The sequence below is a fragment of the Actinobacillus succinogenes 130Z genome (genome assembly GCF_000017245.1).
Lineage (GTDB): Bacteria > Pseudomonadota > Gammaproteobacteria > Enterobacterales > Pasteurellaceae > Exercitatus > Exercitatus succinogenes.
Genome location: NC_009655.1, coordinates 2,181,838 through 2,197,691 on the forward strand (window position 1 = coordinate 2,181,838; position 15,854 = coordinate 2,197,691).

General features: G+C 47.0%; 13 protein-coding genes. 5 read left to right on the plus strand and 8 right to left on the minus strand.

The features are described from left to right. Positions 1 to 3 precede the first annotated feature (3 nt). Positions 4 to 1,335 carry an NAD(P)/FAD-dependent oxidoreductase gene (locus tag ASUC_RS10240; protein WP_012073704.1) on the minus strand — a complete coding sequence of 444 codons (1,332 nt, stop codon included), beginning with the start codon at positions 1,333 to 1,335 and terminating at the stop codon, positions 4 to 6. A 253-nt stretch (positions 1,336 to 1,588) separates the two neighbouring features. On the opposite strand from ASUC_RS10240, the gene nudC reads away from it, so the two are divergent. The 4 genes from nudC (at position 1,589) to ASUC_RS10260 (ending at position 4,571) form a co-directional block, all read left to right on the plus strand. Next, on the plus strand, positions 1,589 to 2,383 hold the full coding sequence (nudC, locus tag ASUC_RS10245) for an NAD(+) diphosphatase (RefSeq protein ID WP_012073705.1): 795 nt from the start codon (positions 1,589 to 1,591) through the stop codon (positions 2,381 to 2,383). A gap of 99 nt (positions 2,384 to 2,482) precedes the next feature. Beyond that, the gene (gene hemE, locus ASUC_RS10250; RefSeq protein ID WP_012073706.1) at positions 2,483 to 3,547 is read left to right on the plus strand and encodes a uroporphyrinogen decarboxylase; all 1,065 of its coding nucleotides are present in this window, start codon (positions 2,483 to 2,485) and stop codon (positions 3,545 to 3,547) included. Positions 3,548 to 3,556: 9 nt separating this feature from the next. Beyond that, a complete protein-coding gene (locus ASUC_RS10255; RefSeq protein WP_012073707.1) occupies positions 3,557 to 4,141 on the plus strand; it encodes a YjaG family protein in 585 nt (194 codons plus the stop codon). A 154-nt stretch (positions 4,142 to 4,295) separates the two neighbouring features. Continuing rightward, positions 4,296 to 4,571, plus strand: coding sequence for an HU family DNA-binding protein (locus ASUC_RS10260; RefSeq protein ID WP_012073708.1), 276 nt, complete (start codon positions 4,296 to 4,298; stop codon positions 4,569 to 4,571). Between the two features lie 64 nt (positions 4,572 to 4,635). Here the strand turns inward: ASUC_RS10260 and ASUC_RS10265 are convergent, their stop codons facing one another. Next, positions 4,636 to 5,358 (minus strand): 3-deoxy-D-manno-octulosonic acid kinase, encoded by a 723-nt coding sequence (locus tag ASUC_RS10265; protein ID WP_012073709.1) that lies wholly within the window; start codon positions 5,356 to 5,358, stop codon positions 4,636 to 4,638. A 73-nt stretch (positions 5,359 to 5,431) separates the two neighbouring features. Here ASUC_RS10265 and ASUC_RS10270 point away from each other — a divergent pair, with 73 nt between their 5' ends. After that, the gene (locus ASUC_RS10270) at positions 5,432 to 6,490 is read left to right on the plus strand and encodes a glycosyltransferase family 9 protein (RefSeq protein WP_012073710.1); all 1,059 of its coding nucleotides are present in this window, start codon (positions 5,432 to 5,434) and stop codon (positions 6,488 to 6,490) included. 15 nt (positions 6,491 to 6,505) lie between these two features. Here the strand turns inward: ASUC_RS10270 and rluA are convergent, their stop codons facing one another. From rluA to rapA, 6 genes are all read right to left on the minus strand, one after another. Then, positions 6,506 to 7,165, minus strand: coding sequence for a bifunctional tRNA pseudouridine(32) synthase/23S rRNA pseudouridine(746) synthase RluA (gene rluA / locus ASUC_RS10275; RefSeq protein ID WP_012073711.1), 660 nt, complete (start codon positions 7,163 to 7,165; stop codon positions 6,506 to 6,508). An 81-nt stretch (positions 7,166 to 7,246) separates the two neighbouring features. Further along, the gene (locus ASUC_RS10280) at positions 7,247 to 8,197 is read right to left on the minus strand and encodes a TAXI family TRAP transporter solute-binding subunit (protein ID WP_012073712.1); all 951 of its coding nucleotides are present in this window, start codon (positions 8,195 to 8,197) and stop codon (positions 7,247 to 7,249) included. A gap of 97 nt (positions 8,198 to 8,294) precedes the next feature. Beyond that, positions 8,295 to 8,720, minus strand: coding sequence for a universal stress protein (locus tag ASUC_RS10285; protein WP_012073713.1), 426 nt, complete (start codon positions 8,718 to 8,720; stop codon positions 8,295 to 8,297). A gap of 9 nt (positions 8,721 to 8,729) precedes the next feature. Then, on the minus strand, positions 8,730 to 11,372 hold the full coding sequence (locus ASUC_RS10290) for a TRAP transporter permease (RefSeq protein ID WP_012073714.1): 2,643 nt from the start codon (positions 11,370 to 11,372) through the stop codon (positions 8,730 to 8,732). A 150-nt stretch (positions 11,373 to 11,522) separates the two neighbouring features. Beyond that, positions 11,523 to 12,485: a TAXI family TRAP transporter solute-binding subunit gene (locus tag ASUC_RS10295; protein ID WP_012073715.1), complete on the minus strand. Its 963-nt coding sequence runs from the start codon at positions 12,483 to 12,485 to the stop codon at positions 11,523 to 11,525. A 335-nt stretch (positions 12,486 to 12,820) separates the two neighbouring features. Next, entirely contained in the window at positions 12,821 to 15,721 is a 2,901-nt protein-coding gene (gene rapA, locus ASUC_RS10300; RefSeq protein ID WP_012073716.1) for an RNA polymerase-associated protein RapA, read from the minus strand. Positions 15,722 to 15,854: the final 133 nt, after the last annotated feature.

The following is a 15,854-nucleotide window of genomic DNA, read 5'->3' on the forward strand; positions in this document are numbered from 1 at the left end:
CAATTAATACAGTTTCAACGACGGACGAATAAAACGGTTTAAACGTCCGATAAGAATGATTAGCCCGGTTTTAAAACAGCCGTGTAATTTTTGCTGATGCAGGCGATACAGGGAAATATACGCCAACCGCGCCAGACGTCCTTCTATAGTCATAGAGGTTTTCTTGCCCGTAGTAATGTTCCCTAACGCGGTGAATTTAGATAAGGACACTAATGAACCTTTATCGAAATAACTGAAATTTTTCAACGGCTTATTATCGAACAACGCCACAATATTTTGTCCGCATACCGTTGCCATCTGGTTCGCAGCCTGACCTCGCGGCGGCACGGGTGTGCCGTCTTTTTGCAGCAGGAACGCACAATCGCCGATAGCGAAAATGCTGTCGTCCACCGTGGTCTGTAAACTGTTTTTGACACAGATTTGATTAATGCGGTTTAATTCTAGGCCGTCAAATTGCTGAGTGATCGCGGACACCCGTACGCCCGCTGCCCAAACCATTAAATCCGCTTTGATTTCTTCCCCGTCTTTGGTCAGCAAACTGTTTTTAGTAGCTTCAGTAATCATGGTGTCGGTTTTCACCGTAATGCCTAATTCTTCCAGTTCTTTACGCACCGAATCGGAAATGCGTTGCGGTAATGCCGGCAATAAACGGTCGCCCGCCTCAATCAGGGTCACCCGCAAATGCCCTGCGTCGATTTTGCCGTAACCGTAAGATGACAAGTGCCGGGTAGCGTTGAACAGTTCGGCGGATAATTCTACGCCGGTAGCGCCGCCGCCCACGATTGCGATATTAACTTTACCTTCCTGAACCAAAGACTGTTTGCTGTCGTCTTCGCCGATTTCCGCCAAAGCGTTATTTTCGGAAAACTTCAGGAATAATTCCAACATTTTGTGCTGGAAACGTAATGCCTGATCCGGCGAATCCAGGAAAATGCAGTTTTCCGCCACTCCTTTGGTTTTAAAATCATTGGATTTACTGCCGATAGCCAGCACCAAGTAATCGTAAGGAATACGACGCGCCACTACGATCATATCGCCCTCTTTGCCGTAAACCGGCGCCAATTCCACATATTTGTTGGTGCGGTCTATCCGTGCAATGGAACCCTGTTCGAAATTGAAATGATGATTAAACGCATGGGCGCGATAGCTTACGGCATCGGTTTCCGCATCCAACACACCGGTTGCCACCTCGTGCAGTAACGGCTTCCACAGATGGGTTTGATTGCGATCCACCAAAGTAACATTGGCGCGGTTTTTACGCCCCAGCTTATGCCCTAAGAAAGTCGCCAGCTCTAATCCGCCGGCGCCGCCTCCGACAATTACAATATTTTTCATAAAGTTTCCTATTAAAGATAAATTAAACAAATTTTTAACAATTATAATATTTATTTAAAATTTAAGCACCAATAAATTTGAAAGGATTCAGTCGGAATGAAAATAGGGCTATAATAGTCCGATTTGTTGATCTTCCGTAAAAGTTGCCGGATAAATGACGACGGACGATTGCCGCCGCAACCTTTTACCCAAGACAAATACCCGTTTATACCCGCCGAAATTCAAAAAGTGCGGTCAGTTTTATGAGGATTTTATGAACGCTATTCAAATACAGGATTGTGGATTCTGGCTGATTCATGTAAATCAGGATATTTATTTCCCCGATAACAATTTACCTTTCGGCACGGCAGAATCGTTAAATTTAACTCATCGTAACGCCGCCCGAATCGGCGAATGGGAGGGCTATCCCTTATTCGTGGTGAAAGAAGATCCCGCCGAACAACGGGAATGGACGGCTTTACGTTCGCTACTGCGTCTGCCCGAAGAAAAATTCTATCTGCTCAACCGCGGAGTGGAATTGAATTATTTCCTGAAAACCCACCGACGTTGCGGCAAATGCGGTCACCAAACCGAAATGGCTCGCGACGAATGGGCGGTTCAATGTCAAAATGACGCCTGCGGTTACCGAACTTATCCTGTTATTTGCCCGTCCATTATCGTCGCCGTGCGCAGAGGAAAAGAAATATTATTGGCAAATCACACCCGCCACATGCCGAAAAACGGCGGTTCGGGCATGTACACCACATTGGCGGGGTTTGTGGAAATCGGTGAAAGCTTCGAACAAACCGTAGAACGGGAAGTCTTTGAAGAAACCGGTTTGAAAGTAAAAAATATCCGTTATTTCGGTAGCCAGCCTTGGGCTTTCCCGAATTCACAAATGGTAGGTTTTCTGGCGGATTACGACAGCGGAGAAATCCGTTTGCAGGAGGACGAACTGAACGACGCCCGCTGGTTCCATTGTGATCAACCCTTGCCCGAACTCCCGCCGGAAGGAACGATTGCGTTAAAATTAATCAACGCAACGTTAAACATCTGCCGTCAGGCGTAAATGCAAGAATAAGATCGCCAACCCTCAAAATTCCCTTTATAATGACCGCACTTTGCCGCAAAGTGCGGTCATTTTTTTGAAAATTTTGAAGGAAACAGCATGAGCCAATTGAAAAACGATCGTTATCTCCGAGCCTTACTGCGCGAACCCGTAGATTACACGCCGGTATGGATGATGCGTCAGGCCGGGCGTTATCTGCCGGAATACAAAGCTACCCGTGCGCAAGCGGGCGATTTTATGTCGCTGTGCCGCAATGCGGAACTCGCCTGTGAAGTCACGTTACAGCCGTTGCGTCGTTACGATTTGGATGCCGCCATTTTATTTTCCGATATTTTAACCGTGCCGGATGCGATGGGACTCGGATTAAGCTTCGGTGCCGGCGAAGGGCCGAAATTCGCCCGACCCGTCGAAAATGCCGCCATGGTGGAAAATCTGCCGATACCCGATCCCGAAACGGAATTGCAATATGTAATGAACGCGGTGCGTACCATTCGTCGCGAATTGCAAGGCGAAGTGCCGTTAATCGGCTTTTCCGGCAGCCCGTGGACATTAGCTACTTACATGGTGGAAGGCGGTTCCAGCAAAGCCTTCACTAAAATTAAAAAGATGATGTACGCTGATCCGCAAACCTTACACAAATTATTGGATAAAGTCAGCGATGCGGTGATTTTATATCTGAACGCCCAAATTAAAGCCGGCGCTCAGGCAGTGATGATTTTCGACACCTGGGGCGGCGTACTGGCTCATCGTGACTATCCGGATTTCTCGCTGCAATACATGCAAAAAATTGTCGCCGGTTTAATCCGCGAAAACGACGGACGCAAAGTACCGATTACCCTCTTCACCAAAGGCGGCGGACTGTGGCTGGAACAAATTGCAAACAGCGGTTGTGACGCCGTCGGTGTGGATTGGACGGTCAACTTAGCTGAAGCGAAAGCCAAAATCGGTCACAAAGTAGCATTGCAGGGCAATATGGACCCGTCGGTATTATATGCCCGGCCGGCACGTATTCGGCAGGAAGTGCGGTCGATTTTGGCGGATTTTGGTAACGGCAGCGGGCATGTATTCAATTTAGGACACGGCATTCATCAGGATGTGCCGGTGGAAAACCCGAAAATTTTCGTGGATGCCGTTCATGAATATTCCAAAGCTTATCACAAATAAGGAATTATCATGAGAAACCCGATTCATAAACGTCTGGAACATTTTGAAAGCTGGCAACACCTCACTTTTATGGCGTGTCTGTGCGAACGCATGTACCCTAATTACCAGTTGTTCTGTCAGGTTACCGAACAACAGGCAAATGCAAAAGTTTACCAAAATATTCTGAATCTGGTGTGGGAATTCCTCACCGTAAAAAGTGCGAAAATTAATTTCGAAAATCAACTGGAAAAATTAGAAAATATCATTCCCGATGTGAATGAGTACGAATTTTTCGGTATCGTACCCGCGTTGGATGCCTGCGAAGCATTATCCGAACTGCTGCACGGTCTGATCGCGGGCTTTTGTCTGGAACATGCGGTTCGCATCAGTCAGTTGTCTATTCAAACCGTCATTACCATGCTGGAAACGCAAGAAAATCGAAATTTTAATGAACAAGATTTAAAAAATGCGGTCGAAATTACAGACGAGTTGGATGTGCAATGGCAAATCTACCGAACCTTAAACGAATGTGAAGAACGCGATATTCATGTAATTTTAGACCTGAAAAATGAAATTAGGATTACCGGAGTTTCAAATATCGGGATTAAAATCTAAAAAATTTACAAAATTTTGCATAATTACGCTTTGCTTTCGGGAAAAGTTAGATTAAGCTATGCTTGCTGTTCAAACAGTTATAACTTAATGTTAAGACTTTACTCTCAATCGGGTAAAGAACTAAGTTCAAATACAATAAAGAAGGTACACATTTATGAACAAAACGGATTTAATTGATGCTATTGCAAGTGCGGCAAGCTTAACCAAAAAAGATGCAAAAGCAGCATTAGAAGCAACTTTAGATGCAATCACAGCAAGCTTGAAAAAAGGTGATGCAGTGCAATTAATCGGCTTTGGTACATTCAAAGTGAACGAACGTAAAGCACGTATCGGTCGTAACCCGCAAACCGGCGCAGAAATCAAAATCGCTGCATCAAAAGCCCCTGCATTCGTAGCAGGTAAAGCATTAAAAGACGAAGTTAACGGCTAATCTTCGATCAGACGAATTCTAAGACTCTACCTGCGCGGTAGAGTTTTTTAATGCCTGAAAGGATTCAATTTTGATACCCTTTCAGTAAGTTTTTCCAGTCCCCTTCGGTGAAACGAATCCCCATTCGTGCCGCTTCTTTCAAAAAAGAACGCTTCAACCGCGCCAAATTTTGCGCTTTCCAAAAATCACCTGATTTTTCACCGCACTTATCAAAGTCCAACAACCAATATTTTTCCTGCTCTTTAACCTGCTGAACCAGAATATTGTGCGCATTTAAGTCCGTATGACAAATCTGCAAATCATGCAGACGACGAATCAGTTTCCCGATTTGTCGCCATGCCTCATCCGACAAATTTTCGGTTTGCAAAAGTGCGGTCAAATCACGGGCATTTTCAACCTTTTCCGTCAAAATATCCGCACGATAGCCGCCCAACGACAGTTTTTCCACTTTTGCCGCCAATGGCTTCGGCACAGGCATTCCCGCCTGATGAAGACGCGACAGTAAGCGAAATTCGGCAAAACTGCGTGTATTCTCTAAGGATGTGAAAGTATAACGATCCCGATTGATTTTTCCCCATAAACCGCCGCGATAATAATGACGCAAAGCGGCATTGACGCCGAACAAATCGACGGTCTGCAGAAACCACGTAATTCCCCGCCCTTGTGCCGTCCCCGAGATACGTCCCTGCCGCCGCCAAAATTCGGGGGAAAAGAAACGGGTTTGATCCTGACGGGGTTCGTCCCAATTAAACAGATAAAAACAATGATTTTGTCTAATCTCGAGCATTTTCAACTCCTTGTAGCATATCGCGTTATTCTACTTTAAAATAACCGCCAACCGCAAAACATTAGGAATCCGTATGCTCCATAAACCGTTATTCACTTCCGCGAATCCGCCCGCTTCCCTTTGTATCCTGCGCCTTTCCGCTATCGGCGATGTCACTCACGCTTTAGCCGTGGTACAGGAAATTCAACGCTTTTATCCGAAATGCAACATCACTTGGATCGTCGGTAAAGCGGAAAATGCCTTATTATCCGCTGTCACGACAGGTATCCATTTCGAAGTGTATGATAAAAAAAGCGGCTGGAAGGGAGTGTTTACATTATGGAAAAAGCTGAAAAACCAAAGATTTGATGCCCTACTCAATATGCAAACCGCATTGCGGGCGTCCATACTGTCCTTGGGTATTAAAGCAAAATATAAAATCGGTTTTGGTGAAAAACGCAGCCGGGAAGGACAACAATTTTTTGTAGACCGCCGTATCCGGGATCCGCAAAATCCCCACGTACTCGACGGCTTTATGGCGTTCGCGCAGGAAATCGGTGTGCCGCCGTTTACGCCCCGTTGGTCATTAATTCTGCCGTCACAAGCCAAGGAAAAAGCGCGGTCGTTTTTGAGCGCAAATCAAAAAAATCTGGTTATCGCACCTTGTTCAAGTAAAGCGGAAAAAGACTGGCTGGCGGAAGGGTACGCGGCGGTAGCGAATTATGCTCATTCTCATAATCTGCACGTGGTGCTTTGCGGTTCGCCGGCACCTCGTGAAATCAAAATGACGGAAAAAATCACCGCACTTTGCGATTTTCAGCCGACCAATATTTGCGGACAAACCACATTGGCGGAATTGGTTGCGCTGATCGGACTGGCGGATGTGCTTATCGCGCCGGATAGCGGACCGGCACACATCGCCACTATGACAGACACGCCGGTTATCGGTTTATACGCCTATCACAACCCTTGGCGCACAGGACCTTACCGTAATTTAGCGAACGTGGTTTCCGTTTACGAACAAAACGCCCGGAAAGAATTCGGCAAACCTTCCGCCGAATTACCTTGGGCAACCAAGCTGAAAACGCCCAATCTGATGGCGCAGATTCAAACGGACGCCGTCATCGCACAACTTCGGCGGTTGGGTTTTTAAACCGTCCGCATGCAGTTAAAAATCCGCGGGACAACGGAAAGTCATCGCCTCGCCCGTGACGGGATGTGTAATCGTCAGGCTTTCCGCATGCAGATATAAACGTGGCGCCATGGCTTTCGCCTGCGGATGGGCGTAGAATTTATCACCTAAAATAGGATGACCTAATGCCAGCATATGCAATCGCAGCTGGTGGGAACGCCCGGTAATCGGCGTTAACTTCAGCCGCGTGCTGTTATTAGGCAGGCGTTCTAAAACTTCAAATTTTGTGACCGCGCTTTTGCCTGCGTTGAAATCTATGCGCTGACGGGGGCGGTTTTCCCAATCACAAATCAGCGGCAGATTCACCGTACCGCTATCCTGTTTAGGATGTCCCCACACCACGGCCTGGTAAAACTTTTCCGTTTGCCGTTCGCGAAACTGGCGTTTCAGTTCGCTGTCCGCCAGTTTGCTCATGGCAAACAGAATAATACCGCTGGTAGCCATATCCAGCCGATGAGCGGGTTCGCAGAATCCGTATTTTTCCTTCACGCGGCTCATGGCGCTGTCATAATATTGCGGCTGATTGCCCGGCACGGACAATAACCCGCTGGGCTTGTTCACGACCAGAATGTGATTATCATGGTGAATGATATCCAAATAAGGCGTTTTAGGAGGATGATATTCAATTAATGCCATATATGATGAAAAAGTAAAATCGTGTCTTTCCCACGGAAAAACACGATTGTGATAAAAATGCCTGACATTATAGCGTCAGAATTATTTTAGCCAACCCTGTTCGCGATAATAACGCTCGGCCCCTTGGTGTAACGGTGCCGACAAGGCATTGCGAATCATCTCTTCCCGGCTGAGATGAGCAAACACCGGATGGGTACGTTTGAAACGGTCGAAATTGTCAAACACGGCTTTCACTACCGCATAAACTTTATCCGCATCCACATCTTCCGACGTCACCAGCGTAGCATAAACACCGAAGGTCTCCACCGGCTTATCCGTGCCTTTATAGGTTTTAGCCGGAATAACAGCCTTGGCATAATAGGGATACTCCGCCACCAGCTTATCGATTTCAGCGCCGGTAACCGGCACTAAATGGGTTTCGCATTCGTTGGCGGCTTCTTTGAAGGTACCGTTCGGATTACCCGCGCTGTAAGTAATCACATCCAGATGATTGCGGCAAATCACTTCGGCAAGCTCGCCCGGCTGTAATTCCGTAAGCATACGGAAATCATCGTTCGTCCAATTTTTCATTCGCATAATAACGTTCATAGTGGCGCGCGTGCCGGAGCCCTCATCGCCGATATTTACCCGTTTACCTCTGATGTCGTCGAACATCGTGATTTCAGCATCGTCACGCGCCATTACGGTGAACGGTTCCGCATGCAGGGAAAATACCGCACGTAGTTTCGGGTTGGCTTTGCCGGCAAACGCATCCGAACCGTGATAGGCATGATATTGCCAATCCGACTGCACAATCCCCATGTCCAGCGATTGTTCGGCAATGGCGTCCAAATTGGCTAACGATGCGCCGGTAGACGGCGCTTTGCAGGCAAAGTCAGTATGCCGGTTCACCAACTGACAAATGGACTGCCCCGCCACATAATAGACGCCCGTTTGTCCTCCCGTACCGATTGTCACCCCGTCTCTCGCCTGCGCCGACAATGCCGTTAACGACAATCCCGCCCACAGGATAAATTTCGCTATTTTGCTCATGAACATTTCCTTTTAAACTCGGCTTATCGAAAATTTCTGATGAAAATCGATAAAAAGTGCGGTCGGAAATCCGTATAAATTTTCGACCGTACCCGGACTAACGCAAAACCAACACCGGCTTATCCGAAAACCGCGCCACTTTCACCGTATTGGTACTGAGCCCTAGCGCATTAGGTTTACTGCTGGCAAGCATTACGATGAGGTCCACCTTTTTCTCTTCCGCAATACGGTTGATTTCTTCATAAATCGTACCGTGCGCCACAATATGCTGTACTTTCGCTCCTGCCGGGAAACTGGCTTCGGTAAAGGCATGCAGAGCTTTGCAGGCTTCTTCCATCACCGATTTATCAAAATTCTTCGGCAAAAAAGCGGAAATAAAACTGTCGTCCACAGGTTCGATAATCGTGACCACCCGATACACGGGATTAACCTCGTTCGCCGTCAGTTGCAAACAAGTATCGACCACATATTTCGCACTCGCGAGATTATTTAAATCAATGGCTATCAGTAAATTTTTATACATTTTTATCTCCTATTCCGGACGACGACGCTGGTTCCAAGCAATCGCTAAAATCAATAGCAAGGCCGGAATAAACATCCACTCTTTGGCTAAGGAATTTTGCGGCACCGCCACTTCGATAATGGTTTGATCCCAGTTCAGGCCGGCTTTTGCAGCCGGTGAATCAATGGTGACATTATCAATCAGGATTTTCGGCGTTTCAATACCGTTAACTTCAATTTTTTCACCGGTATCCAACAAAGTTAAACCGAGATTTTCCAATCGTTCCTCACTGGTTTTACCTTCCGGCACACTGAGTTGGGAATAGAATTCGATCGGTTTACCGTAAGGATTCACACCCGCCACTTTAATGGTGAGATTTTGTCCTACCGGCGTTTGTCCGATTTCCTGTACCAATTTCACCGGTTCGATATAACGCTCCGTCGGCGAAATATACTGCATAAAATAGTCCGGCCGAAACAGCATGAACGCAGCGAATAACAGTGCCAACGCTTCCCAACGTTTATTGAAACGGAAAAAATATCCCATACTGGCGGCGGTAAACGCCATAATTCCGATAATCGCCACCGCAAAAACCAACATGCCTTTCGCCCAACCCACATCGATCAGCAATAAATCCGTATTGAAAATAAACAGGAACGGTAGCACGGCGGTGCGTAGACTATAATAAAAAGCGTTAACGCCCGTTTTAATCGGGCTACCGCCGGAAATGGCCGCCGCCGCAAACGATGCCAGTCCTACGGGCGGTGTTACGTCCGCCATGATTCCGAAATAAAATACAAATAAATGCACGGCAATAAGCGGCACGATAAGTCCGTTTTGTTTACCCACCTCGATAATCACCAACGCCATTAACGAAGATACTACGATATAATTCGCCGTGGTCGGCAATCCCATGCCGAGAATCAGACTGAACACCGCAACTAAAATTAACATCAGCAAAATATTGCCCATGGACAGGTATTCGATAATACTCGCCAGTTGTACGCCGAATCCGGTCAGCGACACCGCACCGACGATAATACCGGCGGTAGCGGTGGCAATCCCGATACCAATCATATTACGCGCACCGGTTTCCAATCCGTCGATCAGTTCCTGTAATCCTTGCCGCAAAAGTGCGGTCAGATTTTCGTCACTTTTTCGGAACAGGCTAAGCAACGGACGTTGCGTCACCAAAATCATACCTAACGCCAGAATTCCCCAGAAAGCGGATAACCCCGGCGACATGCGTTCAATCATTAAACACCACATCAACACCACTACCGGTAGCAAATAATGCAGTCCGGCGTTAACCGTCGGTTTCACGGACGGCAAAGCGGCTATTTTGGAATTCGGATCATCCGGCTCTAAATCCGGAAAGCGGGCGACGCGACGAATCAGCAACAAATACGCCGCACACAATAATACGCTGACAATCAGGAAAGAAAAATCAGGCACGGCACGTTTGATCCAACCGAAGCAAAATTCCAGAATAAAATAAGTTATGCAGATCACCAGAAACGACGCTAATATCCGAATCAATACCATCAGCAAAGGTTTCGGCGGATCCGTTCTCGGCAATCCTTTCAGCCCCATTTTACAGGCTTCAAGGTGTACAATATAAACCAACGCCAAATACGAAATAAATGCCGGTAAAAAAGCATGAACGATTAATTCGCTGTAAGGCATATTGACATATTCGATCATCAGGAATGCGGCCGCCCCCATAACCGGCGGCATAAGCTGACCGTTCACCGAAGAAGCCACCTCGACGGCACCGGCTTTTTCCGGGGTAAACCCGACCCGTTTCATCATAGGAATAGTGAACGTCCCGGTTGTCACCACATTGGCGATGGAAGAACCCGAAACCAGGCCGGTTAACGCGGAAGAAACGACCGCCGCTTTTGCCGGTCCGCCGTTTAAATGTCCGAGATAAGCAAAAGCGGTTTTAATGAAATAGTTACCTGCCCCCGCTTTGTCCAATAAGGCGCCGAACAGCACGAACAGAAACACATATTTGGTCGATACCCCCAAGGCCACGCCGAATACGCCTTCCGTGGTAATCCATTGCTGGTTCACAATTTGGGACAATGAACCGGAACGATGGCTGATAATCCAATCCGTCGGTAAATACTGCCCGAAAAAGTTATACAGTAAAAATACGACGGCAATCACTACTAACGGCAAGCCCAAACTGCGTCGGGTGGCTTCCAGTAATAACAAGACACCGCAACATCCCGCAATAATATCCTGCAGGTTCGGCGCACCGAAGCGTTTCACCAAACCTTCGTAGAAAAACAGATAATAGGCCCCTAAAAAAGCGCCGCCCACTGCGAAAATCCAGTCAAGCGTCGGTATGTGCTGCTTAGGCGAGCCGGCAAACGCCGGAAACGACAGATAGGCAAGAAACAAGGCAAACGCCAAATGAACGGAACGCGCTTTGGTGTCGTCCACCACGACGTTGATGTCCCAACCGTGATGGGTTAACACTTCCTGCAACCAATAAGGCACCGGCGAAGTATAATAAAGTTGAAAAACAGACCACAAAATGGCGGTGACGACAATGATTTTTTTGGCAAGACCGTGCGGCGTACGCCCTCCGGCATCATTTGACGCAACCATGTCCTGCAAGTCATCATAATCGATTGGTTTTTTTTCTGATGCATTTATTGCCATAGACGGATTCCTTCCAAGCTAATTCTCCTCTCGGACAAATCCGGATGATCAGGAGAAAAATAACAAAAAAACGACCGCACTTTTACGTTGATATTCTTACGCGCAGCGCGCCGAAATCAAGAAAAAGTGCGGTTAAAAAAACGAGAGATTTTATTTAATCCAGCCACGTTCCTTGTAATAACGGACGGCACCTTCATGCAAAGGTGCGGATAACGCGTTGGTGATCATCTCTTCCTGCTTCAAGTTGGCAAAAGCCGGATGCAAACGTTTGAAACGGTCAAAATTATCAAACACTGCCTTCACTACCGCATAAACTTTATCCGCCTCCACATCTTCGGAGGTGACTAACGTCGCATACACCCCGAAAGTGTCCACCGGATTATCCGTACCTTTATATAAACCGCCCGGAATGACGGCTTTCGCATAGTAGGAATGATCAGCCACCAATTTGTCGATCGCATCGCCCGTTACCGGAACCAGATGAGAATCGCAGGAAGCCGCCGCTTCCTTCAGCGCACCGTTCGGATGACCGACGTTATAGGTAATCGCATCCAAGTTGTTATCGCACATGACGGAGGCCATTTCCGCCGGTTTTAATTCGGACGCCACTTTGAAATTTTTATTGGTCCAGCCCTTTGCCGCCAAAATCACATTCATGGTCGCGCGGGTACCGGAACCCGGATCCCCCACATTCACACGTTTGCCTTTTAAATCGTCAAAAGACTGAATACCGGAATCATCGCGCACCATTAATGTAAACGGTTCCGGATGAAGTGAGAAAACGGCACGTAATTTCTCGTTTCTCTTGCCTTCAAAAGAACTTGAACCGTTATAGGCATGATATTGCCAGTCGGACTGTGCGATTCCCATATCCATTTGATGATCGGCGATAGCATTCAGGTTCGCCACCGAAGCACCGGTTGAGGGCGCATTACATTTCACGCCGGTTTTAGCCGTATCCCGGTTCACTAACTGACAAATAGACTGTCCGACCACATAATACACGCCGGTTTGACCGCCAGTTCCGATAGTAATGAATTTTTCTTCGGCATGGGCATTTAATGAAGCCAGAGCGATACCGGCGACAAGAGAAAGTTTAAATAATTTTTTCATAGAGCTGCACTCCGTAATAAGCGCTTTTAATCAGATTATGTTGTGTTTACGCCGGCAAAACGGAGGGAAATATCCGACCGACGTGCCGTTAGATATATCAGATTTAAACAAACGGTTGCAATACCTTCAGAAATAAAAATATACGGCATTAAAGATTCTTCAATTTATTATTCTTTTTTTGATGATTTCCAATCAAAAACCGCATTAAAATAGAAAAAAATTAAAAATATCTATTTTTTTTGAATAAACGAAGAAACAGAAAAGGTAAATTTAAAAGGTATTCAATATTCTTGAAAACATTATTCGGCAACAAACTGAAAAATGCCCGCAAAAGATCAGGCTCGGTTGCTCACGATCACCCTTAAACAATCCAGTCGCCAGCTTGCTTTCGCCAATTCCGATAAGGACCGGATACGAATCTTTTCCAAACCGTCGATTTCATCCTGGCGAATATTTTTATTTACGCGTTTCAGTCCGTTTAATCGATTAAGTTCATGGCTTAGGACGAAATCCGCCTGTTGTTGCGCATCGCCAATCAGCGTTTTTGCCCGTTCTCTCATCAGTTGTTCGGCCATAGACAGCATTTTTTCGATATTCGGACGTACCATTTTCACCATTTTACTCGCCATATTTTTAGCCATCGGTTTCAACTGTTTCTCCAGTCGGTTAAAACCGACTTGCGCCGCCAAGTCCTGACCTTTACCGTCCAACAACAAACGTATCGGCGTCGGCGGTAAGAAACGGTTAAGCTGCAAGCCTTTCGGCGATTGGCTTTCCACTACATAAATCAGTTCCAGTAACAAAGTTCCCGTCGGTAACTTATTGTTCACCAGTAATGACGCCGCCGTTTTACCGATATCGCCGGAAACCACCAAATCAATGCCGTTACGCAACATGGGATGATCCCAGGTAAGAAATTCCAATTCTTCCCGCGCTAACGCCAGCTCTCGGTCAAAAGTGACCGTTACGCCTTCTTCTTTCAATCCCGGGAAATCCGGCACCAACATCGTACCGGTCGGAGTAATCACAATGGATTTCTCCCCCGAATCCTCTTGTTCCACGCCGATGATATCAAACAAATTCAAAGTAAAATTCACCAGTTCGGTATCGTTATCTTCCACCCGAATGGCTTCGGCAAGCCGTTGCGCCGCTTCACCGCCATTCGAATTCAGTTCCAACAGGCGATCACGACCGTTTTCCAATTCCGCTTTCAACTGTAAACGCAGTTCGGCGGTTTTTTTCAGAAACATTTCAAACCCCGCCGATTCGGTCGGATTTTGTAAAAAATACTGCAAATTTTGACCGCACTTTTCAAATAACGCCATCCCCATAGGACAGATTTCTTCAAACGCGTTGAGCCCTTGATGGAACCAATCCGCCAAAACCGCTTGCGGCGAATCCGCGAAACAAGGTACGTAAATCCGAATATCCCGTCGTTGTCCGATACGATCCAACCGCCCGATACATTGTTCCAATAAATCGGGATTTTCCGGCAGATTGAATAACACCAAACGGCAAGCGAACTGAAAGTTACGCCCTTCGGAACCGATCGCGGAACTTAACAGAACCTGCGCACCGTTTTCCTGATCGGCAAAATAAGCGGCGGCACGATCCCGCTCGATAATGGATAATCTCTCGTGAAATACGGCACAGCGAATTCCCTCTTTCGCACGTAATGCCTGCTCCAGCTGAACCGCTGTTTGAGCCTGCCGACAAATCACCAGTACTTTTTCGGCACGGTGATTTTTCAAAAAAGTGATTAACCATTCTACACGAGGATCGAAATCCCACCATTTAGCGTTCTGATCCATATTCTGGAACAGGCGTTCCGGATAAAACAATTCATCCTCGGGATTTTTTCCCAGCCGGCCAACCACTCTAACGGCATTAATGTATTGCTTCGGCAGCGGCAGATTGATTTGGCGATAAATCCTGCGGGGAAACCCCTTCACGCCCTGACGCGTATTGCGGAATAACACGCGACTGGTGCCGTGGCGGTCAATCAGACTGTCTATAAGTTCCTGACGAACTGTCGCTTTTTCCTCTTCGTTCCGGCTGTCCAAGGCTTTAAACAGCGGTTCCAGATCCTGTTCTTCCAATAAATCGGAAATTGCGTTTTTTTCCGCCGCACTTAAGGGGTTTTCCGCCAACAAGGTTTGCACCGCATCGGCTACCGGTCGATAATGCCGCTGTTCGGCAACAAAGGCATCGTAATCATAGAAACGATCCGCATCCAATAATTTCAAACGGGCGAAGTGGCTTTCCTGACCCAGTTGTTCCGGCGTTGCCGTTAACAACAATACCGAGGGAATTTGCTTAGTCAAAGACTCGACCAGTTGATATTCCGGGTTTGCCGCCTCCGGCGACCATGTCAGATGGTGCGCTTCATCCACAATCAGCAAATCGAATTGCGTCTGTAATGCCTGTGTTCTCCGTTTAGGTCGGGAAATCAGCCAATCCAGCGAACAAATAATCAGGTTTTCGCTGTCGAAAGGATTGCACTCTTCCTGCTCGTCCGTTGCGGCAAAATCCTCCGCCCGTTCTTCGTCAAATAAGGAAAAATGCAAATTGAAACGGCGCAGCATTTCAACCAGCCATTGATGTTGCAGGGATTCCGGTACGACAATCAACACCCTGTCCGCACGCCCGGCAAATATCTGTTGTTGTAAAATCATGCCCGCTTCAATGGTTTTCCCCAAACCTACTTCGTCCGCCAGTAATACGCGGGGATGCAGACGTTGTCCTACTTCTTTAGCGATGTGCAACTGGTGGGGAATTAATCCCGCCCGAATGCCGCGCAATCCGCGTAAAGGCGATTTAAATTGCGCCTGCTGATGGCGTAACGCATGATAACGTAAGGCAAAACGGTCGCTGCGATCGATTTGGGCGGTAAACAGACGATCCTGCGGTTGACTGAAGTTGATTTGATGAGCCAGATCGATTTCCTTCAATACGATTTCTTCACCGTTATCCGTCCGTCTGACCAGATAAAGTGCGGTCAAATTATTGACCATAATATCCGTTACCTGTGCCTGCCATCCTTGCTGATGCGTAATCATATCGCCCGCATTAAATACTACGCGGGTTAAAGGTGCGCTTGCCGTGGCATAAATTCGCGTTTCATCGGCGGCAGGGAAGAAAATCGTGACAGCGCGACTATTCACCTCGGTGATAATGCCTAATCCCAGATTATTTTCACTTTCACTTATCCAACGCTGACCGACCGCAAACACCATAAATTTTCACCTACTGAATATTAAAAAGGCGGCTATTTTAACGGGTCTTCCGACAAAATCAAACCGCTTTCTATGTATAATATGCTTTACAAATAACCGTTCAAAACAAATTAAATTCAGAAAAATATAATTT